This window comes from uncultured Faecalicoccus sp., assembly GCF_944327125.1.
GTDB lineage: Bacteria > Bacillota_I > Bacilli_A > Erysipelotrichales > Erysipelotrichaceae > Faecalicoccus.
In genome coordinates this window covers 1-20,734 of record NZ_CALVGO010000003.1, presented here as the reverse complement: position 1 = coordinate 20,734, position 20,734 = coordinate 1, and the positions used below count along the sequence as shown (strand labels likewise).

Below are 20,734 nucleotides of genomic sequence, written 5' to 3'. Positions count from 1 at the left end.
AGAAAAGAAAAGGACTTAGAAATCGAAGTCCAGAATCGAATTATTGTGTTTTCATTTTTGTCAAAGCCAGCAAGATGGAAAGCTTTCCATATTCAAAAGTTAATCCACCCTGCATATACAGAATATACGGTTCTACCATAGGGGCATCGGCACTGAGTTCGATCGTGCTTCCCTGTGTAAAGCTTCCTGCCGCCATGACTTCGTCAAAAGGATAGCCCGGCATGGGTGCAGGCAATACGTGTACAAACGAATCGATCGGGCTGGTGGCTTGTATGCCCTGGGTAAAGTGCACAAGATTTTCTTCATTTCCCAATTCCAGGGTTTGAATGATGTCGGTTCGCTTTTCATCGTAAGCCGGGGAGACATTTTTATACCCCAGTTTTTCCAGCATGTACGCTGAAAAGACAGCGGTTTTTAGAGCGCTTTTTACGGCGTTGGGTGCCATGAAGATACCTTTGAAAAAGGAAAGGTTCAGATTGAAATTGGCTCCTAACTTTTTGCCGATCCCCGGTGCCGTCAAACGTTCGGCCACCTGGTGGATCAAATCGGTGTTTCCTGCGACATACCCGCCTGTAGAGGCAATGCCGCCTCCCAGGTTTTTCATCAAAGAGCCGACTACGATATCGGCACCGATATGTCCGGGTTCTCTTGTTTCTACCAGTTCGCCATAACAGTTGTCCACCATAATGATGACCTCTTTATTGACTTTTCGGATCTTTTTGATGATTCGTTCCATTTTCTCGATCGTCAAAGACAATCTTTGAGAGTAACCGCGCGATCTCTGGATCTCTACCAGACGGACATCGTGTTTTTTAAGACGTTCGATGATGGTTTTGTCATCGAAATCATCGTTGACCAGTTCAATTTGTTCATAACGGACGCCGTTAGCCTTTAAAGACTGTGAAGAATTTCCATAGATGCCGATCATTTCCTGTAAGGAATCATAAGGGGCCCCGGATAAGGAAATCATGGTATCTCCGTGTTTTAAAAGAGCGGAAAGCGTCAGATAGAGGGCGTTGGTGCCGCTCATGATCTGCGGGCGGACCAGGGCATCCTGACAGCCTAAAACAGAGGCGAAGATCTTTTCGATCTTATCGCGTCCTTCGTCATAGTTTCCATAGCCGTTGATATCCGCAAAATCGGAATAGGAAACCTGATTTTCAATAAAGGCAGAAAGAATGCGGTTGGAGTTGTATAAACAAACCTCATCGATCTTTTGATAGATGTCATTTAAGACCGTATCGGATTCTTTTGCCATGGCTAACAGTTCTTTATCAATTTGTTCTAATATCATTTCGATTCTCCTTAAAAATCACACATCCTCTATTTTACACGATTTCAGCCAGGGCGAATAAGAAATTTTCATGACATAAAATGCGCCTTTTCCTTTAGAAAGCTTATTGATATAATAAATACAACGAAAGAGAGTGGTGAAGTGAAAAACAACAGGCTGAAACTGATCATGTACTCCAGCGCCGATAAAGTGGAGGGCCAAGGGGTAGGAAGTGCTTATGAAGAACAGGTTTCTTTGATCAAGGAAGGAGCCAGTGATTTGTTTGATGTAACGATCAACGATTGGACTTCCAAACCGGACATTCAACATTTTCACACGATCGATCCGACTTTCTATGTAAAAATGCTGGATAAAAAAGCGGTCAACATTGCCTATTGTCACTTTCTTCCAGAAACAGTCGATGAAAGTTTAAAGATTCCTTCTCCCTTCTTTAAGGTTTTCTCTAATTATCTGATTACCTTTTATAAAACGGCCGACCGCCTGGTCGTCGTTAATCCTTGTTTTATTGACGAACTGGTGAAACTGGGGATCCCCAAGGAAAACATTTATTATATTCCTAACTATGTATCGAAAGAAAAATTTTATTCCAAGGGACAAGAAGCCAGAGATGCCTATCGTGAAAAGCTGGGGATCGATAAAGAGGCCTTTGTGGTGATGTCAGCGGGGCAAGTCCAAACGCGTAAAGGCGTATTGGATTTTGTCGAAGTGGCCAAAAAACTTCCGGAATTTACTTTTGTGTGGGCCGGCGGGTTCTCTTTTGGCGTGATGACAGAAGGGTATGAGGAGCTTTCCAAGATCCAGAAAAACCCTCCGAAGAATGTAAAATTTATTGGGATCATTCCCCGTGAAGAAATGGTCGACCTTTACAATGCCAGCGATGTGCTGTTCATGCCGAGTTATAATGAGCTTTTTCCTATGACGATCCTGGAAGCGGTAAATTTGAGGATCCCGTTGGTCTTACGAGATCTGGAGCTGTATAAAAACATTCTTTTTGGCCATCATATGCAGGCTGGCGATAATGAAGGTTTTGTACAGTGCCTGTCTTTGTTGAAGGAAGATCCAGAGATCTATGCCAAATATCAAAGGGAATCGGAGTACCTCAGTGAGTTCTATTCCAAAGAACACGTGCTGCAGATGTGGCGGGGATTTTATCTGAGTGCCTATGGCGAAAAATTAGGGGCTTTAAAGAAAAAGAAATCAAAGAAAAAGAAAAAATAAGAAGAGAACGACTATGAAAAAGAGTAAGTATGTTCTAAACGTACTGGTGATTCTTTTACTGACGTTGGCCGTATTATGGTTTGCGTTAAAAGACAATTACCGGCAGGTTTTAGATGCAATCTCACAAATGAATCTGATATCTTTGCTCATCATCCTTTGTTGGGGCATTCTTTATACTGTGGTCTGGGGTGTCGTTTACTTTGTCCTGGGAAGAAAGTATGTTTCCCGATATTCTTTAGGGAAAGGCATTCTGGTCGCCTTTATCGGGACATTCTTTGCGGGTATTACGCCAAGCAGTACCGGCGGACAGTTTGCCCAGGCCTATATCATGAACAAACAAGGGATCAAAGTGAGCGATGCGGCCAGCCTTTTATGGGCCGATTTCATCATTTATCAGACGACGATGATGATCTATGTAACGATCTTGTTTTTGCTGCGGTTTGGTTATTACAGCGCCCAGTCGGGATGGTTCAATATCATACTGGTAGGCTATATCATCAACGCCATCGTTATCCTTGCCTTATACACGATGGCTTTGTTCCCTAAAGTGTATATTCGGCTGGCAGGGTTTGCGGCCAAGGTGTTAGGCAAGCTGCATATTTTAAAAGATCCGGAAAAATCAAAAGATTCCTGGAATCTTCAGATGACCTCTTTTACTAAGGAAATCAAAGCTTTATCCAAAGATATCAAGCGAATCGTGATTTGCGCGCTTGTCAACGCCGTTCGTTTGACTTTGCTATTCTCGCTGCCGTTTGTGGTGGGCATCGCTTTAGGCATTCCTTTGGAGCTTAGCCAGTTATTGGATGTAATTGCCTTGTCAAGCTTTGTGACGATGGCCAACAGTTTTATTCCGATTCCAGGCGCCAGCGGCGGCACCGAAGTGGTATTTAATTTGCTGTTTACCGGCATGATGGGTACATTGACCAGTGCCGTTATGATCTTATGGCGGTTTTCGACCTATCACATCATATTGTTGATTGGCGGAATCTGTTTTATGGTGGCAAAGAACTATTACACCAAAAAAGATATGCAATCGAAAAAAGATTCGATACAAGTCGAATAGGAGGAACACATGAATATAGGTTTATTTACCGATGCCTATTTACCCGATATCAATGGAGTTGTCAGTTCCGTGGCCACATTGAAGGATGCGTTGGAAAAACAAGGGCATACGGTGTATGTGATATCCAATCATAAAGGGACAAACATTGAAATGAAAGACCATATCCTTCGTTTGGGAGGATTGGAGCTGAAGAAGTTTTATGGATATAAGATGTCCAGCCCCATTCAGATTGGAGCCGAGAAATACATTCGTGATATGAATCTGGATGTGATCCACGTTCAGACCGAAGCCGGTGTAGGGATCTTTGGCCGTCAGATGGCCAAACAGCTTCATATCCCGTTGGTGTATACGTATCATACGATGTATGAAGATTATACGCATTACTTGAATCCCCTTGATTCCCAGACGGTGGAAAAAATGGGACGCAAGGCGGTAAAATCCTTATCCCGAATCCTGGGCAATGGAGCCCAGGCCGTGATTGCCCCCAGCGAAAAGACCAAACAGGCTTTACTGCAGTATGGTGTGATCACACCAATCTATATCGTGCCGACAGGATTGGATCTTTCTTTATTTGATGTAAACAAGCTGGATAAGCAGAAAGTCGATGATATACGTTCTTCGCTTGGCTTGAGTCAGGACGATCATGTCGTTGTCTTTGTGGGCCGCATCGCCAAGGAAAAATCACTGGATATCCCGATTCGCGCTTTATCCTTGTCAAACGATGAAAAACTTCATCTTGTCGTTGTCGGCGGCGGAACCGATGAAGACTATTATCATCAGATTGCCAAAGAGTCTAGGGTGACGGATCGTGTTCATTTTTTGGGAAAGAAACCAAAAGAAGACATTGCGTACTACTATGCCGCTTTTGATTGCTTTGTATCGGCTTCCCTGTCGGAGACACAGGGCATGACCTATATCGAAGCTTTGGCGACGGGAATCCCTGTTTTTGGTCGCCGCGACGAAGTTTTAGAAGGCCTTCTGGAAGAAGGAAAAACAGGATATTACTTTGACGATGAAGAAGAACTGGTACAGAAATGGGAACAGTTTTTTTCTTTGACGATACAAGAACGAAAGAAAATGGCCCAGGACTGCATGGATAAAACCAAACCGTATTCGACCAAGATCTTTGCGGCCAAGGCCTTAGCGGTTTACGAACAGGCCATTGATGACTACAGTCATATGTTTACCGTGGAAAAGATCAAGATCCTGGATGATTTTGCGAAACTGACCTTAAAACGAGACCGTGATGAAGAAGCCGTTTCACTGATGATTCCCATGGATGATTATTTTGATCTAAAGGTTGCGTTAAATACAGATCTGGATGCCTATGTGGTTGAAGATTATCTGGGAATGCAGGATTATTATAAGGCGTACAGTGCTTTAAAGAAAAAAGTTCTTCAAAGCGATTATTCTTCTAAACAAATCAAAGATATTGCCGTTAAGAAATATTTTCTTTCTTTGGACGAAGCCGATTTGATCGTGGAAGAATTTGAACGAAGAAACTGGATAAATGATCAGGCTTATGCCTTGGATAAGGCACAGGTCTGGGCGTCTTATGGCTATGGCAAAAAGAAAATCGAAAGAAAGCTTTATGAAGCCGGCATTCTAGAAAAATGGATCCAGGAGGCTTGTGATACCCTGGAGCCGGAAGCGGAATTGAATGCGGCATTAAAAAGCGCTCAGCGAATCGTTGGAACCATCAAGGAACAAAGCGACCGGTTAAAACGCCAAACGATTGTCAATAAATTGATTTCGAAAGGTTATTCGATCGATGTGGCCAAAGAAGCCGGGAATCGCATTGAATTTCAAAGTGATGAAAAAGAAGCTTTGGCTTTATGCATAAAGAAAGCGCAGAGAATGTATTCTTCAACCGAAGAATCCAAACGGGCGCAAAAGATCCGTTTATATTGTTTAAGAAAAGGTTTCTCGATGATGGAAATCGATGAAATGTTAGAAAGTGAGTAAATATGATCAAAGATATAGTACAGGAAGGGCCCATTGAGCTGGAGTGTCTGATCGCTCGGGCGGAAAAGGGAAAAACGGCGAAGAATACGCCGTATTTATCTTTGGCATTGGAAGATTCTACCGGGATCCTGGATGCCAAATTCTGGAACTTGACCGAAGAGATGATCGCCCAGTATCACGCCGGTATGATCGTACAGGCACAGGGAGACATTCTGTTTCATAAAAATTCGATTCAGCTTCGGGTACGAAAGCTGATTCCCCTGGAAGGAAAAAATGTCAACGATTATGTACAAAATGCACCGATATCCAGAGAAAAGATGGAAGAAGAAATCATGGAGACGGTGCTGGAGATCAAAAATGAAACGATCCAGAAGATCGTTTTGACGATCCTGGAACAAAAACAGGAAGAATTTTATTCCTATCCGGCGGCCACAAAAAACCATCACAATTTTGTCGGCGGCTTGGCTTACCACACGCTTTCGATGTTGCGGATGGCCAAACACACAATCAAAGAGTATCCCTGGTTGGATGCCGATCTTTTATATGGCGGGGTTGTGCTGCATGACATTGGGAAAACGGAGGAGCTCTCTCAGTCGGTTTTGCCCGAATATACCGCCAGCGGCAATTTGTTGGGACATATCAGTTTGATGGCCTCCTACATTGACCGCATTGCCTATGAATTGCATCTGGAAACCAGTGAGGAAGTATTGTTGTTGAAACATATGGTTTTGAGTCATCATGGAAAAATGGAATTTGGCTCACCGGTCCTTCCCATGATTCCGGAAGCGGAAGTTTTATATTTACTGGATAATCTGGACGCGCGTCTGGATATGATGAAGACAAGCATCGATCAGACCAAAGAAGGGCAGTTTGGACCGCGTGTGTATGCTCTGGAAAATCGGATGATCTATCGAAAGAAGGAAAAAGAATGAAAATAGGGTTTATTTCGCTGGGGTGTTGTAAAAATCTCGTGGATTCTGAAGAGATCATGGGAATGATTCAGGCCAATGGACATCAGATCGTTTCCGATCCTTCTTTGGCCAGTGCCATAATCATCAACACTTGCGGGTTTATTGAACCAGCCAAGGAGGAATCCATCAATACGATTTTTGAGATGGCGCAGTATAAACAAAAGAATCTGAAAAAGCTGATCGTATGCGGATGCTTGGCACAGCGCTATACCAAGGCTCTGGAAGAAGAAATCCCGGAGATCGATGCCGTGATCCCGATTCGGGATTATGGCCAGCTTGCCCGACGGCTTGCCCAGGTCTTAGACAGTACATTTGACAAAGGAATCGATCCGGAACAAAGAGTCCTAACTTCTTTGCCATATCGTGCCTATTGTAAGATCAGTGATGGGTGCTCCAATCACTGTACATATTGTGCCATTCCTTTGATTCGCGGAGATCAAGTCAGTAAAACCATCGAAGAAGTGGTTCAGGAAGCCAGACACTTGGCCAAGATCGGTGTCAAAGAATTGACATTGATTGCCCAGGATACGACCAAATATGGTTTGGATAACTATGGCTGTTTGAAACTGGCCGACCTGATTCGAGAAGTCAATCAGATCGAGGAACTGCACTGGATACGTATTTTATATATGTACCCGGATGAGATCGATGACGATCTGCTGACGGCGATGAAAGAATGTGACAAGGTCCTTCCGTATTTTGACATTCCTATGCAGCATGCTAATGCACGTTTGCTTAAGGCGATGAATCGCCGGGGAACCAAAGAAGAAGTCCGGGAGCTGGTTCATAAGATTCGCTCGCTTTTTGATCATCCAACGCTTCGAACGACGATGATCGTGGGCTTCCCTACGGAAACAGAAGAAGAATTCGAAGAAATGAAAGAATTTGTTAAAGAAATCGAATGGGACCGTATGGGCGCTTTCACTTATTCAAGAGAAGAAGATACAGTAGCTTACGGTATGGACGGGCAAATCGATGAAGAGATCAGTCAGGCACGTCTGTCCTCATTAATGGAGATCCAGGAAGAGATTTCACGAAGAAAAAGTCGGGAAAAGATCGGAGAAGTCATCGAAGTTCTTGTCGAAGAAAAGGAAGCTTTGAAAAACCGGTACCGCGGACGTTCGAAATCGGATGCCCCGGATGAAGTGGATGGACAAGTCATTTTTACCAGTGATCAAGATCTTTCCATCGGAAGTTTTGTACAAGTCCAGATCACCGATGCGAAAACATACGATTTGTTGGGAATATGTCTAGAATCATAGGGTTTTCCTGTATTTTGCATGAAGAAGATGAAATTTTGATCCTGGGCTCGATGCCCAGCGAAGAAAGTCTTCGCCAGCACTTCTATTACGCCAATAAAACAAATCGGTTCTGGCCGATGATGGCCAAGGTGTTCAACGAAACGGCCAATACCAGAGAACAACAGCTGGCACTTTTAAAAACGCATAAGATTGCGTTATGGGATGTCTGTCATTCCTGTATTCGCAAAGGAAGCATGGATGCGGATATCAAAGAGGTCACCCCTAATGATATCTCTTTATTGTTGAAGATACATCCCACGATCCAGAAAGTGATCTGTAACGGAAAAAAGAGCGAACAGCTGATGAAAAAATATTTTAAGGAAATCTCTATCAAGACATGTCCTTCCACCTCGGCGGCCAATGCCCGGTATCGTCTGGAAGATCTTGTGGAGATATACGGAAAGGAATTGAAGGAAAATGGATAAAATTTATTGGGCGAAGGTCAAAGACGAGGCCATCATCCCTACCAAAAGGCAAGAGGATGCCGGTTACGATATGTATCCTTGTTTTACCGAAGATTACATGGAGATCGAACCTTTGACAACACGTCTTGTTCCTTTAGGAATCGCCAGTGCTTTTGATGCACAATACGTACTGATCTTAAAGGAAAGAGGCTCTTCAGGCACTAAGGGAATCGCCCAAAGAAGCGGTGTGATCGATTCGGGGTATCGAGGGGAATATATGGCCCCGGTGACCAATGTGAATCAAAAACCGTTAAGGATCGCAAAAAAGGAAGTTGTGGCAACATGGTCGGAGGAAGAAAAAGCGAAATATCTGATCTATCCGTATGAAAAAGCCATTTGTCAGGGGGTATTACTGGTAATGCCTTCTGTGGAAAATGAAGAAATCTCCTATGAAGAACTAAAGAAGATGGAATCTCTTCGCGGGCAGGGGCGTTTAGGCAGCTCCGGAAAGTAAACAATGCGTTAAGATTTCGTAATGGTTTTGTAAATATTTTTATTGCAATCCAAAGATTCGCCTTATATTATGTAAGAGTAGACGATTAAGGAGAGAGCTATGGACATATCTTTAGTGTTAGGATTATTAGGGGGCCTTGCCCTGTTTTTGTATGGAATGCAGATGATGTCAGATGGTCTGGAAAAGGCGGCCGGTGATAAACTGAAGTCGATTCTGGAAAAACTGACATCGAACCGTATTCTGGGTGTCATTGTTGGTGCTGTGATCACGGCTATCATTCAATCCAGCAGTGCGACCACGGTCATGGTCGTGGGATTTGTCAACGCCCGGTTGATGACCTTGCAGCAGGCTGTATGGATCATTATGGGGGCCAATATCGGGACCACGATCACTGGACAGCTGGTGGCGTTGAATGTAAGTGAGATAGCACCATTGTTTGCGTTTGCCGGTGTGGTTTTGATCGTATTCCTCAAGAATCCCAAACTCCATTATTTTGGATCGATCGTAGCCGGTCTTGGTGTTCTGTTCATTGGTATGGATATGATGTCAACGGCGATGGAACCATTGCGGGAATCACAGACATTCATTTCTTTGATCACGAATTTCTCAAATCCAATCATTGGAATCCTGGTGGGGGCCGTATTTACAGCCATTATTCAGAGTTCTTCTGCTTCGGTTGGTATCTTGCAGGCTTTGGCAAGAAGCGGACTGATTGGTCTGGATGGCGCCGTTTATGTATTGTTTGGTCAGAATATTGGTACATGTATTACCGCGGTATTGGCTTCGATTGGAACCGGCCGTGAGGCAAAACAGACCACCATCATTCATTTGAGTTTTAATATCATCGGTACGATCATCTTTACGACGGTATGTTTATTGACGCCGTTAACAAGTTTGGTTGCCGGCTGGTCACCGGATAATGCCGCACAGCAGATCGCCAATATGCATACATTGTTCAATGTAGTGACAACATTGATCTTGTTGCCGTTTGGTACGTATCTGGCTGCCTTTGCACAGCGCGTGCTTCCTTCGGAAAGCCTGGCAGCCGATTCAGAAGGTTTGATGTACCTTCAGCCATTACCAAAAAGCAACAAGCTGATTGGTTTGTCGGCCATCAATGTGCAGCAGGTCAACGATGAAGTGATGCGTATGATGAAGCTTGCTTATACAAATGTATCCGATGCCTTTGATCAGCTGATCCATTATAAAGAAGAACGTTCGAAAGCGATCCAAAAACGAGAAACCGCCGTCAATTTCTTGAACAGCGCAATCTCAAAATATATCTCCGATGCCTTTGGAAATGCCAGCATGAATATGGATACATCCAAAGCGCTGACGGCTTATTATACAATGCTTGTGGATATTGAGCGTATTTCTGACTATGCGATCAACATGGATCGTCAGGCGCTGATCACCAGCAAAGAAGAGATGAGCGATAAAGAAAAATCGATCCTTAAGAAGATGAAAAAACGGACGTTCAAGATGTACGACTATATCTTCAATCTGGATAAGGCCAATGAATACAACAATCAGATCGATGAGAATACACAGGAATGGCGGGCAACGCAGATCCAGGGCCTGAAAGACAAGAGCATTTCAAGCGAACTGGGAATTGCCTTCTCCCGTATCTTGACCGATTATGACCGTATCAATGATCACGCAGTCAATCTGGCTGAAGAAATCGATAAAATCGATGAAAGTCTTCACGAAACACTGCTCGATGAAACGCAGGTAACGATCGCAAAAAATTAGCACCTCAGGGTGCTTTTTCTTATGTGCAATAACGAGGGCGGTGTGATAGAATAGAACATGAAATTCGAGGTGAAGAGTATGAAAATTGGATTCGATAATCAGAAGTATCTGGCCATGCAGTCAGAACATATCAAAGAGAGAATCAATCAGTTTGGTGATAAATTGTACTTAGAATTTGGTGGAAAATTGTTTGACGATTTTCATGCCAGCCGTGTGCTTCCTGGCTTTGAACCGGACAGTAAACTTCAAATGCTGCTTCAGCTGAAAGACCAGGCTGAAATCGTGATCGTTATCTCTGCCAAAGATATTCAACAGAATAAAGTCCGTCAGGATCTTGGCATTACTTATCAGGAAGATGTTCTTCGTCTGATCAAGGAATTCCGCAAGATCGGCTTGTTTGTAGGCAGTGTGGTGATCACACAGTATACAGGACAGGATGGAGCGGATAAGTTCAAACAAAAATTAAAACGCCGGAAGATCAATTGTTATTATCATTATTATATTGACGGCTATCCGACCAATACGCAGAAGATCATTTCTAAAGAAGGATTCGGGAAAAACGACTATATCAAAACACAGCGCCCTTTGGTCGTTGTGACAGCTCCCGGTCCAGGTTCAGGGAAAATGGCTACCTGTCTGTCCCAGCTCTATCATGATCATGTTCATGGCATCAAAGCCGGATATGCCAAATACGAGACATTTCCAGTATGGAATCTCCCTTTGGCGCATCCGGTCAATCTGGCCTATGAGTCGGCAACGGCGGATTTAAATGATGTGAATATGATCGATCCTTTCCATTTGGAAGCATATAACCAGGTGACGGTCAATTATAACCGAGACATTGAAATCTTCCCGGTACTTCGCAATATCTTTGAAGCCATCTATGGAACCAGTCCTTATCAGTCTCCGACAGATATGGGCGTTAATATGGCAGGGTTCTGTATCAGTGATGATGCCGCCTGCCAGGAAGCCAGCAAGCAGGAGATCATTCGTCGCTACTTCAACTCCAAGACACGTTTTGTAAGAGAGCTATGTTCCGAAGAAGAAGTTCAGAAACAGGAACTGGTCATGAAACAGGCCGGTATTACCGAAGAAGACCGACGCTGTGTCGTTGAGGCCCGTAAAAAGGAAAAGGACAGTCATTCCTTCAGCGGCGCTTTGGAACTGATGGATGGGACCATCATCACCGGCAGAACGACGAATTTTATGGGAGCCTGCTCCTCGGTATTGATGAATGCGATCAAGCACCTGGCAGGCATCGATGACGAAGCCCTGCTGATTGAACCGGAGGCTTTTGGACCGATCCAGCAATTGAAGACCAAGTATCTGGGAAGCATCAATCCCCGTCTTCATACCAACGAGATCTTGATTGCACTTAGCTTAAGTGCCAAATCCAACAGTCTGGCTAAAAAAGCGATGGATCAGTTGAAATCTTTAAACGGAGCCCAGGCTCACTTTACTTGCGATGTAGGACACGCCGATGCATCGGTGTATGCAAGTTTAGGAATACAAATTACATTTGAAGCAGAAAAACACTAGGAGGATCATTTATGGCAAAATCAATTCCATCCAGCGGAGCCGGAGCTATCCGAATCATGTTAAAGAACAAGGATGAACTGCACTTTGAACAACAAAGCAAGAAGGAAAGCGAAGAAAGAACAAGCTATTTGTATGACATCTTCTATGACAATGTGACGGGAACCTTGAATATGTCGGTTGTCAAAGGGGAAGTCCATATTGCCGCTTTGAATTTAAGCGTGGGCAAAGTGATCACTTTGGAAAATGACCAGAATCTAAAGAAATTCTGCCGCTACATATTGGAGAAAGACGGAGAGGAATGTTAGTTCGTTTATACGTTGTCATCGATAAAGAAGATGACAACTTAGAAATGGATGTCAAACAAAGATTGAATGCGCTTTGTCCGCAACTGTCTTTTTCGCCTTCCCGGCCTCAGCCTTCCCTGGCGCATTGTCTGGAGTTTTATGGAACCGCCAATATAGAGGCAGAAGATATTGATTCGCTATTACAAGAGTTGAATAACGACTGGGAAGGCTCTCAGGAAGACTGCAGCGCTTATGGATTCAATACGCAGATGTTTCATGAGCATGTTTATTATCTGCAGTTTCAGATCTTGTAGGAGTTATATATGATCGATTATACACAAGGAGCCAATGTACAATATCATATTGGTGTATCGGAAGATCAAGTGGGTAAGTACGTGATCCTGACCGGAGATCCAGCCAGGGTCCGGGAAATCGCTATGTATTTGAAGGATTCTTCTCCGGCAGGAAAGAATCGGGAATACGAAAGCTATACCGGGTATTTAGAAGGGGAAAAAGTTACGGTGATCTCTACCGGGATTGGCGGGCCCTCCATGGCTATTGCCCTTGAAGAACTGGTTCGCCTTCATGCCCATACGTTTTTAAGAATTGGCACCAGCGGCGGGATGGAACTGTCTGTTCAAGGCGGGGATCTTTGTATTGCCAGCGGAGCGATTCGTGCCGAAGGGACTTCCCGTCAGTATGCACCGGTTGAATTCCCGGCGGTACCGCATTTTGAGGTCCTGGAAAAACAGATTCGAGCTGCACGGCAGTTAAAACTTTCTTATCATGTGGGTGTTGTTCATTCAAAAGACAGTTTTTATGGGCAGCATGAGCCGGAGAAATCCCCGGTAAAAAAACAGTTGATCGATCAATGGGAGGCGTATTGCGCCCTGGGTACGATCTGTTCGGAAATGGAAAGCAGCACCTTGTTTATCGTGGGTCAGGCACTTCATGTTCGTACCGGCGCCATGTTTATGGCACTGGCCAATCAGGAGCGGGAAAAGCGAGGTCTTGAAAATGTTCAGAATCACGATTTGGATCCGATGTACCGCTGTGCCATTGAAACAATAAGGGATCTGATCCAGGAAGATAAAAAAGAACAAACCATCAATGGTTTGTCCGAAGAGATTTAAATACATCAGGAATTTGTTGAATAAGATCCTGCGGGAGAATGGAGGCAGGGTCTTTTTCTATGTTTGCGCATTGTGCGTGAATATAGACACCTAAAGCACCGGCTTCCAAAGCGTTTCGGTTTTGTCCGTAGAGTCCTGTGATGATCCCGCATAAAATGTCGCCGCTTCCACCTTTGGCCAGACGGGAATTGGGCTGATTTAAGACAAAGAGCGCTTGTTGATGCCCAATCAGGGTCACATCGGATTTTAAGACAAGAGTGCAGGATGGATATCGCCGGCAAAAATCAGAAACGACAGAAAACGGATCTTCCAGGATATCGGATACTTCCTTGTCGCATAAGTACGTCATTTCTTTGAGATGGGGCGTCAAAATGACGGGCGCCTTACGCTCTAAAAGTGTTTTTTGTTCCTGCAGTCCCCAGCAGGCATCGGCATCCAGCAAAACGCATGCAGAAGAGCACAATGCGCTTTTTACCAGGGCTTTGGTGCTTTCCTGACGTCCCATCCCGTTTCCCAGCGAAAGAATATCGTAGTTTTCTTTTACTTCATCCAGGATCAAAGCGCTTTTTGGGTCAAAATAGCCGTTAGTTTCAGGAGCCATCAGATTCATCGCAAATTCGATCTTTTGTCCGATGATCTCATGGATGCTTTCAGGGATCATGCATGTCAGAGTTCCAATGCCGCTTTGATAACAGGCCTGCAATGCCATTGTGATGGCACCATGCATGGAACCAGAGCCTCCAATCATTAATGCTTTTCCAAAAGTCCCTTTATGGCTGTGATCGTCTCTTTTAGGAAGCAGATGTCGAGCCAGACTTTCATTGATGAGAATGCCGCTTTGATATTGAGACTGGATCTTGGACGGAATCCCGATATCGGCGCCATATACCCTGCCGCCATGTGTTTTTCCCTGATTTAGTAACAATCCTGTTTTTATAGAACCAAGACTGACGGTGATATCGGCCTGGATGGCACAGCCAAGAACCTTTCCAGTAGTGGCATCAATTCCGCTAGGAACATCGACAGAAAGGATGCGGGCTTTGGATGCGTTGACCTTTTCGATCAAGTCTTTATAGAATCCGGTGATCGGACGGCAAAGTCCATTTCCAAATAAGGCATCGATGATCCAGTCCGCGTTTTGAAGATTCTCTACATTTTCGAGGCGTTGATGATCAAGCTGTTTTAAAATGTCCCATTGTACTTTTTCATCGTGGGACATTTTGTTTTCTTCCGGCAGCCATACCGAGGCTACGATGCCTTCTTTTAGAAGAAGGCGAGCCAGAGCGATCCCGTCTCCGCCATTGTTTCCCGGTCCGCATAAGATCACGATTCGATTCTTTGAAGAAAGACCTTGAGCTCGTAAAATATTGAGTATTTCCATGGCCGCATGTTCCATCAGCACCAGTGAAGGAATGTGATATTTCTCTATGGCCAAATGATCGGCGTTTCGGGCTTGAGCCGCTGTGCAAATGTATGTTTCCATAATTTAACTATACTCTAAAAACGAAAAAATGGCTTCTATTTTTTAAAGCTATGTTATAATGATTTTTACTGAACACAAGGGGCGATAACTATGGCAGATTCTTCCAAGATCAAAAAATCAATCATATTGAGCGGGCTGGTAGGCACAGGCGGTATGTTTGTGGCCAAACTGATCGGGATCATTTATGCGATTCCTTTTTCAAGTATTTTGGGTTCCGATGTCTATATGGGAATCTATGGTCAGGCTTATAATATTTATTCTTATGTGCTGAGTGTGTTTACGGCCGGCTTTCCCTTTGCGATTGCCACTCTGGTTGCCCGTTATACCGTATTGGAAGATGCCAAGACGGTCTTAAAAATTCGTAAATTATCAATCATTGCTCTGGCTGTTATGGGCTTTGCGGGAATGTTGTTGATGATGGCGCTTTCTGGGCTTTTAGCTCCGCTGATGGTGGCAGAAAGCGTAGAAGTCATGAAAAAATCTTTACAGATCTTATCGCTGGCTATCTTTTTTGTTCCGGTCCTTTCGGCATTGCGAGGGTTTTACCAGGGAAGAAAAGAGATGGAACAGTACGCCTTTTCCCAGGCGTTTGAACAGCTGTTTCGGGTCGGCTTTTTACTTTCGATTTCGTGCCTTTTTGTATACGCGCTGGGATTGGAAAGAAAATGGGCATTGTATGTATCGGTTTTATCCACCTCAGTGGCCGCCATTGCGGGAATTGCACAGTTTTTGGCTTTTGATAAGAAGAAAAAGCTGGAGATTGAAAACGAGGCGAAAGAAGAACCACAAACAGGAATCACTCAGTCTGCCTTGTTCAAGGAAATGTTTATGCTGGCGATCCCTTATATGATCTCGGCGATCTTTGGCTATTCTCAGCAGATCTTCAATGCGATCTTGTTGCCTACAGGTCTGCATCTTCACCAATATAACGAGCAGACGATTTCCACGATCATTTCCGCAACGAACTATGTCGGGGTCAAGATCACAGCGATCCCGATGATCCTGGCTCCCGGCTTTACGGCCGCCATTATCCCGCATATTACGGAAGCTTTGACAAAGAATGATCTTTCCAAAACCAGAAAAAATGTCATTGACTGTATCAATGTTGTCTTGTGTATAGGGATTCCAGTATCTTTTTGTATCTTTTTATACGCAGGTCCGATCAATTATACATTGTTCTATACAGAAAACCTTTCCATGAGCAATTATGTTCTAGCCTGGCTTTCCATAGAAGGCTTTTTAGGAACGTTAGGTCCCGTTACGACCAATTTGATGATGGCTTTGGGGCTGAAGCGCACCTCTTTGCGGCGGATGATGATCTCCAATGTTATGAAAGGGTGCCTGATGGTTCCTTTGACGATGTTCTTCGGCTTTGCGGGAAGTGTTTTGACATCGGTGATTGCCGATGGCTATTTGATGATTTTCAACTTTAAAGAAATGAAGGATGTATATCAGATTCAATTTAAGAAGACCCTTCAGATCCTTGTTCGTCTGGTATTGGTGATCCTTGCGATGTTTGTGGCCTGTCAGCTCTTGAACTGGATCGGATTGTCTGGCCAGGCCGGATCAAAACTTGTGGCTTTTGCCTGCATGTGTCTCAATGGGGCTTTGAGCGTTCTTACAGGATTGATTGCCGCCTATTTCTTACGCATTCCGCAAAACGTATTCCATATTCGCTTAGGAAAGAAAGGAGCCTGATCCATGTACGATATTATAGTGGTTGGAGCAGGACATGCCGGAATCGAAGCGGCAGCGGCAGCCTGCCGGATGAATAAAAAGGTGGCTTTGGTCACATTGGATCTGAATATGGCAGGCTCTATGCCGTGCAATCCCAGTGTGGGCGGACCGGCCAAAGGTATCGTTGTTCGCGAGATCGACGCCTTGGGCGGTGTCATGCCGGTCATTGCGGATCAGACGGCCCTCCAGTTTAAAATGTTGAATACCACAAAGGGGCCGGGTGTATGGTCTTTGCGTGTTCAAAGTGATAAAGAAGAGTATAAAAAAAGAATGGCCGATCTATTGGCCCATATGAAAAATCTCGATGTGATCGTGGATGCCTGTCTGTCTTTGCACATTGAACAAAATGAAGTCAAGGGGGTCATTCTGGAAAAACATCAACAGATCGAGGCAAAAGCGGTGATCCTGACGACGGGAACGTATATGACTTCCAACATCTTAAGAGGACACACTTCCATTGAGTCAGGACCGGAGGATCAGAAAACGATTCATTCGCTTTCTCAATGTCTTCGCGATCATGGCATCCAGACCTTCCGTCTGAAAACGGGAACGCCTCCGCGAATCCAAAAAGACAGCATTGATTTTTCAAAAGCCGAAGTGCAGCCGGGGACCAACACGTTCTACAGTTTTAGCGAAACAACCCGGGAAGAAGATGTGCTTTCTTATGAGGAGCAGGAAGTGTGTCATTTGATCTATACGACGCCGAAAACGCATGAGATCATTCGCCAGCATCTTCATGATTCGGCCATGTATTCCGGGCTTGTCAAAGGGGTGGGGCCACGGTATTGCCCCAGCATAGAGGATAAGCTGGTTCGCTTTGCGGATAAAGAAAGGCATCAGCTGTTTCTGGAACCGGAATCACGAAGCCTGGATACGATCTATCTTCAGGGCTTTTCTACCTCAATGCCTGTAGAGGTACAGGAAAAAATGGTCCATTCTTTGCCAGGGCTGGAAAATGCTAAAATCGAAAAATATGCCTATGCGATCGAATACGATGCCGTGGATCCTCTTCAGATGAAGCCGACCATGGAAAATAAAGTGATCCATAATTTGTTTACGGCTGGACAGATCAACGGAACCAGCGGTTATGAAGAAGCGGCCGGGCAAGGCTTGATGGCTGGAATCAACGCTTCCCTGAAAATTGACGGGAAAGAACCATTTGTATTAAGACGGGATGAAGCTTATATTGGGGTCATGATCGATGACCTTTGCACCAAAGGAACCAAGGAGCCCTACCGTCTTTTGACATCCCGGGCAGAGTATCGTCTTCTGTTGCGTCATGACAATGCCGATCAGCGTTTATTGGAAAAAGGATACCAGATCGGCGTGGTATCCCAAAAGAGATACGATGCCTTCAAAGAAAAAATGAACCAGATCGAAGAGGCTAAAGTGTATCTGGATCAAGTGCATATCAAACCGACAGAAGAAATCAATGCCTATTTATTTTCTTTGGGATTTGAATCTCTGGCTCATGGCTGTTCGGCTTTAGAGCTTTTAAAGCGTCCAAAGGTTACGGTTGAAGGGTTACAGCCATGGCTGGACAAAAAAATATCGAAAAAGGTTGCCTCACAGATCGAAATTGAAGTAAAATATGCAGGCTATATCGAGAAGGCAAAAAGAGATGCCCGTCATTTACAGTCAATGGATGCACGTGCTCTTCCGGAAAATCTGGATTATCTGCATATGGATAATCTTCGCCTGGAAGCCAGACAGAAACTGGATCAGATTCGTCCGGCGACCTTAGGACAGGCTTCTCGAATTTCAGGGATCAATCCCAGCGATATCGCAATTTTGTCTTTGTATGTGAAAGCGAACAAAAGATGATATAATGAAGTGGGGATATCTATGAAAAAGGAAGTAAAAGTCAGAAAACGAAAAAGGGGACAAAGAAGTTCTTCCCGATCCGGCAATCAGCCTTTATTCAAGGTGATTCTTTGTACTGCGCTTCTGGGGGCCACGGTTTTCTTTATCTGGGGTGGAATACAGGATCTGCAGACTACGACGCAGTTAAAACTCAGCATCCAACAAAACCAGAAGGAAATCTCTGAGTTGGAAGAAGAAAAGGAAGAACTGGAAAAGACATACAATAACTTAAACAATCCGGATTATGCCCGCTATTATGCGATGGGACGCTATCATGTAACCCAAAATGGGGAGCAGGTATTCATTTTCCCAGGGGCGGATGAAAAAGAAGAAACCGAAGAGTAGATCTCTTCGGTCATTTTTTTACTCAATATCGGCGTAAAGCCCCGTGCTTTAGCAAGGGGGAGTGTCAAATCAGTTTTCTAAATAAAGCTTTTAAATCTTCGACGCTGGCATCTTTTGGATTTCCCGGAGCACAGGCATCTTCATAAGCTGATTTTGCCAGGAAGTCCAGATCTTCTTCTTTCAAGGCTTCCAGCTTTGTCGGAATGCCGACATCGATGGACAATTGTTGAACGGCATCTACAGCCGCTTTACGATATTCTTCCTGGGTCATGGAATCAACGTCTTTGACGCCCATGGCACGGGCAATTTCACGATATTTATCACCCGTGCAGTCGGCATTGTATTCCATAACGATAGGAAGCATCATGGCGCAGGCCACACCATGGGGCGTATCATAAACAGCGCCTAATGTATGGGCCATCGAATGAGCAATTCCTAATCCAACATTGGAGAAACCCATACCGGCAATATATTGTCCTAAAGCCATACCTTCACGGCCTTCTTTTTCATTGGCCACCGCACTTCTTAATGAACGGCTGATGATTTCGATAGCTTTTAAATGGAACATATCGGTCATTTCCCATGCCGCTTTGGTTGTGTAGCCTTCAATGGCGTGTGTCAGGGCATCCATTCCGGTAGAAGCGGTTAATCCTTTTGGCATGGAAGACATCATATCAGGATCGATGATCGCGATGATTGGCATATCATGAGGATCGACACATACGAATTTTCTCTTCTTTTCTACATCGGTAATGACATAGTTGATAGTCACTTCCGCAGCGGTTCCGGCGGTCGTTGGAACGGCGATGATAGGAACGCAAGGGTTCTTGGTAGGAGCGGTTCCTTCTAAAGAGCGAACATCCTCAAATTCCGGGTTGGCAATGATAATGCCGATGGCTTTGGCCGTATCCATAGAAGAACCTCCGCCAATCGCAACGATGTAATCGGCTTGTGCTTCTTTAAAGGCCGCTACTCCTTTTTGGACATTTTCAATGGTTGGATTGGCCTTGATATCGGAATAGATCGTGTAATCCAATCCGGCTTCTTCAAGAACCTGAGTCACCTTTCCTGTAACACCGAATTTGATCAGATCCGGATCGGAACATACAAGGGCTTTTTTAAAAGCTCTTGCCTTGGCTTCATTGGCGATTTCCTGAATGGCGCCATAGCCGTGATAAGACGTTTCGTTTAACATAATTCTGTTTGACATAAATTGAGCCTCCTTTATGAAAACGCTTTCTATTTTCATTTTATCAAGCCGAATCGAGGATGGTAAGTTACAAAAAAACGAATCTGTCACTTTATAAAAGATCAAGATCCGTAAATACTTTTCTTAATTTTTCCGGCATGGAATCTGTCATTTGTTTTGCGAGAATCTGCGGGGATGTTTTAGCGTTACTCAACAGCCATTTTACCGTCATGTAGATCGATCCCTGGCAATACATTTCCAATTGAAACTGCAATTCTTCCGAGAGTGGATGTCGCATTTTGTCCTGTATCCGATTTGTATAAAAGGCAAGGATCAGTTCAAAATCATGATCGCGAAGATTGTTCTGGTCATCGTTTTTAAAGGCAGCTTCAAAAAAGAGCTTTTCCTGATGGATAAATGTAAATTTTTTGACCAGCCCGTCGTAGATCGTTTTTCCTTCGCCCATGTGTTCAAAAGATTCCAACAAGATCTTGTCAAAATACCAGTTCACCAGATCCTGACGATCTTTAAAGTGGCGGTAAAAAGTCTGACGGGAAACGCCGCAGGCATCCGTGATATCCTTGATGGTGATTTTTTCCAGGGGCGCTTTTTTCATGCATTGTTTCAAGGCTTGTGCCAGTAAATCCTTCGTGTCCATAGCTATATGATAAGAAAAATA

The 20,734-nt window shown here is 44.3% G+C and carries 19 protein-coding genes; 15 read left to right on the top strand and 4 right to left on the bottom strand.

The genetic code is table 11. From position 1 onward, the window contains the following. Nucleotides 1–40: 40 nt before the first annotated feature. Nucleotides 41–1,294 carry a methionine gamma-lyase family protein gene (locus tag Q0K03_RS00840; protein WP_297236736.1) on the bottom strand — a complete coding sequence of 418 codons (1,254 nt, stop codon included), beginning with the start codon at nt 1,292–1,294 and terminating at the stop codon, nt 41–43. Between the two features lie 168 nt (nt 1,295–1,462). On the opposite strand from Q0K03_RS00840, the gene Q0K03_RS00835 reads away from it, so the two are divergent. The 12 genes from Q0K03_RS00835 (at nt 1,463) to Q0K03_RS00780 (ending at nt 13,438) form a co-directional block, all read left to right on the top strand. Beyond that, nucleotides 1,463–2,512: a glycosyltransferase family 4 protein gene (locus tag Q0K03_RS00835; RefSeq protein ID WP_297236809.1), complete on the top strand. Its 1,050-nt coding sequence runs from the start codon at nt 1,463–1,465 to the stop codon at nt 2,510–2,512. 13 nt (nt 2,513–2,525) lie between these two features. Further along, entirely contained in the window at nt 2,526–3,575 is a 1,050-nt protein-coding gene (locus Q0K03_RS00830) for a lysylphosphatidylglycerol synthase transmembrane domain-containing protein (protein ID WP_297236734.1), read from the top strand. Between the two features lie 9 nt (nt 3,576–3,584). Further along, nucleotides 3,585–5,540 carry a RecX family transcriptional regulator gene (locus Q0K03_RS00825; protein WP_297236732.1) on the top strand — a complete coding sequence of 652 codons (1,956 nt, stop codon included), beginning with the start codon at nt 3,585–3,587 and terminating at the stop codon, nt 5,538–5,540. A gap of 2 nt (nt 5,541–5,542) precedes the next feature. Further along, nucleotides 5,543–6,472, top strand: a complete 930-nt coding sequence (locus Q0K03_RS00820; RefSeq protein ID WP_297236730.1) for an HD domain-containing protein — start codon at nt 5,543–5,545, stop codon at nt 6,470–6,472. After that, nucleotides 6,469–7,773, top strand: coding sequence for a 30S ribosomal protein S12 methylthiotransferase RimO (rimO, locus tag Q0K03_RS00815; RefSeq protein WP_297236728.1), 1,305 nt, complete (start codon nt 6,469–6,471; stop codon nt 7,771–7,773). Before Q0K03_RS00820 ends, rimO begins: the two co-directional genes overlap by 4 nt. Next, a complete protein-coding gene (locus tag Q0K03_RS00810; protein ID WP_297236726.1) occupies nt 7,758–8,237 on the top strand; it encodes a DNA-deoxyinosine glycosylase in 480 nt (159 codons plus the stop codon). Before rimO ends, Q0K03_RS00810 begins: the two co-directional genes overlap by 16 nt. Continuing rightward, entirely contained in the window at nt 8,230–8,730 is a 501-nt protein-coding gene (locus Q0K03_RS00805) for a dUTP pyrophosphatase (protein ID WP_297236724.1), read from the top strand. The genes Q0K03_RS00810 and Q0K03_RS00805 overlap by 8 nt, the downstream gene beginning before the upstream one ends. A 99-nt stretch (nt 8,731–8,829) precedes the next feature. Next, nucleotides 8,830–10,482 (top strand): Na/Pi cotransporter family protein, encoded by a 1,653-nt coding sequence (locus Q0K03_RS00800; RefSeq protein WP_297236722.1) that lies wholly within the window; start codon nt 8,830–8,832, stop codon nt 10,480–10,482. A gap of 78 nt (nt 10,483–10,560) precedes the next feature. Further along, nucleotides 10,561–12,021 carry a DUF1846 domain-containing protein gene (locus Q0K03_RS00795; RefSeq protein WP_297236720.1) on the top strand — a complete coding sequence of 487 codons (1,461 nt, stop codon included), beginning with the start codon at nt 10,561–10,563 and terminating at the stop codon, nt 12,019–12,021. 11 nt (nt 12,022–12,032) lie between these two features. Further along, complete coding sequence (locus Q0K03_RS00790) at nt 12,033–12,326, top strand: hypothetical protein (protein ID WP_297236718.1); 294 nt, start codon at nt 12,033–12,035, stop codon at nt 12,324–12,326. Continuing rightward, nucleotides 12,320–12,619 carry a hypothetical protein gene (locus Q0K03_RS00785; RefSeq protein ID WP_297236716.1) on the top strand — a complete coding sequence of 100 codons (300 nt, stop codon included), beginning with the start codon at nt 12,320–12,322 and terminating at the stop codon, nt 12,617–12,619. The genes Q0K03_RS00790 and Q0K03_RS00785 overlap by 7 nt, the downstream gene beginning before the upstream one ends. A 9-nt stretch (nt 12,620–12,628) precedes the next feature. Further along, the gene (locus Q0K03_RS00780) at nt 12,629–13,438 is read left to right on the top strand and encodes a nucleoside phosphorylase (RefSeq protein WP_297236714.1); all 810 of its coding nucleotides are present in this window, start codon (nt 12,629–12,631) and stop codon (nt 13,436–13,438) included. Here Q0K03_RS00780 and Q0K03_RS00775 read toward each other — a convergent pair. Then, nucleotides 13,413–14,921: an NAD(P)H-hydrate dehydratase gene (locus Q0K03_RS00775; RefSeq protein WP_297236712.1), complete on the bottom strand. Its 1,509-nt coding sequence runs from the start codon at nt 14,919–14,921 to the stop codon at nt 13,413–13,415. The genes Q0K03_RS00780 and Q0K03_RS00775 overlap by 26 nt on opposite strands. A 90-nt stretch (nt 14,922–15,011) precedes the next feature. Here Q0K03_RS00775 and Q0K03_RS00770 point away from each other — a divergent pair, with 90 nt between their 5' ends. Genes Q0K03_RS00770 through Q0K03_RS00760 form a run of 3 tightly spaced genes read left to right on the top strand, consistent with a single transcriptional unit; the run spans nt 15,012 to nt 18,866 of the window. Further along, a complete protein-coding gene (locus Q0K03_RS00770) occupies nt 15,012–16,619 on the top strand; it encodes an oligosaccharide flippase family protein (protein WP_297236710.1) in 1,608 nt (535 codons plus the stop codon). A 3-nt stretch (nt 16,620–16,622) separates the two neighbouring features. After that, complete coding sequence (gene mnmG, locus Q0K03_RS00765; RefSeq protein WP_297236708.1) at nt 16,623–18,482, top strand: tRNA uridine-5-carboxymethylaminomethyl(34) synthesis enzyme MnmG; 1,860 nt, start codon at nt 16,623–16,625, stop codon at nt 18,480–18,482. Between the two features lie 21 nt (nt 18,483–18,503). Beyond that, nucleotides 18,504–18,866: a septum formation initiator family protein gene (locus Q0K03_RS00760; RefSeq protein ID WP_297236706.1), complete on the top strand. Its 363-nt coding sequence runs from the start codon at nt 18,504–18,506 to the stop codon at nt 18,864–18,866. Between the two features lie 64 nt (nt 18,867–18,930). Here the strand turns inward: Q0K03_RS00760 and fucO are convergent, their stop codons facing one another. Both fucO and Q0K03_RS00750 read right to left on the bottom strand, forming a co-directional pair. Continuing rightward, on the bottom strand, nt 18,931–20,076 hold the full coding sequence (gene fucO, locus Q0K03_RS00755; RefSeq protein WP_297236704.1) for a lactaldehyde reductase: 1,146 nt from the start codon (nt 20,074–20,076) through the stop codon (nt 18,931–18,933). A 91-nt stretch (nt 20,077–20,167) separates the two neighbouring features. Beyond that, nucleotides 20,168–20,713, bottom strand: a complete 546-nt coding sequence (locus tag Q0K03_RS00750; protein ID WP_297236702.1) for a TetR/AcrR family transcriptional regulator — start codon at nt 20,711–20,713, stop codon at nt 20,168–20,170. Nucleotides 20,714–20,734: the final 21 nt, after the last annotated feature.

Coding starts and splice junctions, on each gene's coding strand:
- Q0K03_RS00840 (WP_297236736.1), bottom strand. CDS start 1,294: ATGATATTAGAACAAATTGATAAAGAACTGTTAGCCATGGCAAAAGAA.
- Q0K03_RS00835 (WP_297236809.1), top strand. CDS start 1,463: ATGTACTCCAGCGCCGATAAAGTGGAGGGCCAAGGGGTAGGAAGTGCT.
- Q0K03_RS00830 (WP_297236734.1), top strand. CDS start 2,526: ATGAAAAAGAGTAAGTATGTTCTAAACGTACTGGTGATTCTTTTACTG.
- Q0K03_RS00825 (WP_297236732.1), top strand. CDS start 3,585: ATGAATATAGGTTTATTTACCGATGCCTATTTACCCGATATCAATGGA.
- Q0K03_RS00820 (WP_297236730.1), top strand. CDS start 5,543: ATGATCAAAGATATAGTACAGGAAGGGCCCATTGAGCTGGAGTGTCTG.
- rimO (WP_297236728.1), top strand. CDS start 6,469: ATGAAAATAGGGTTTATTTCGCTGGGGTGTTGTAAAAATCTCGTGGAT.
- Q0K03_RS00810 (WP_297236726.1), top strand. CDS start 7,758: ATGTCTAGAATCATAGGGTTTTCCTGTATTTTGCATGAAGAAGATGAA.
- Q0K03_RS00805 (WP_297236724.1), top strand. CDS start 8,230: ATGGATAAAATTTATTGGGCGAAGGTCAAAGACGAGGCCATCATCCCT.
- Q0K03_RS00800 (WP_297236722.1), top strand. CDS start 8,830: ATGGACATATCTTTAGTGTTAGGATTATTAGGGGGCCTTGCCCTGTTT.
- Q0K03_RS00795 (WP_297236720.1), top strand. CDS start 10,561: ATGAAAATTGGATTCGATAATCAGAAGTATCTGGCCATGCAGTCAGAA.
- Q0K03_RS00790 (WP_297236718.1), top strand. CDS start 12,033: ATGGCAAAATCAATTCCATCCAGCGGAGCCGGAGCTATCCGAATCATG.
- Q0K03_RS00785 (WP_297236716.1), top strand. CDS start 12,320: ATGTTAGTTCGTTTATACGTTGTCATCGATAAAGAAGATGACAACTTA.
- Q0K03_RS00780 (WP_297236714.1), top strand. CDS start 12,629: ATGATCGATTATACACAAGGAGCCAATGTACAATATCATATTGGTGTA.
- Q0K03_RS00775 (WP_297236712.1), bottom strand. CDS start 14,921: ATGGAAACATACATTTGCACAGCGGCTCAAGCCCGAAACGCCGATCAT.
- Q0K03_RS00770 (WP_297236710.1), top strand. CDS start 15,012: ATGGCAGATTCTTCCAAGATCAAAAAATCAATCATATTGAGCGGGCTG.
- mnmG (WP_297236708.1), top strand. CDS start 16,623: ATGTACGATATTATAGTGGTTGGAGCAGGACATGCCGGAATCGAAGCG.
- Q0K03_RS00760 (WP_297236706.1), top strand. CDS start 18,504: ATGAAAAAGGAAGTAAAAGTCAGAAAACGAAAAAGGGGACAAAGAAGT.
- fucO (WP_297236704.1), bottom strand. CDS start 20,076: ATGTCAAACAGAATTATGTTAAACGAAACGTCTTATCACGGCTATGGC.
- Q0K03_RS00750 (WP_297236702.1), bottom strand. CDS start 20,713: ATGGACACGAAGGATTTACTGGCACAAGCCTTGAAACAATGCATGAAA.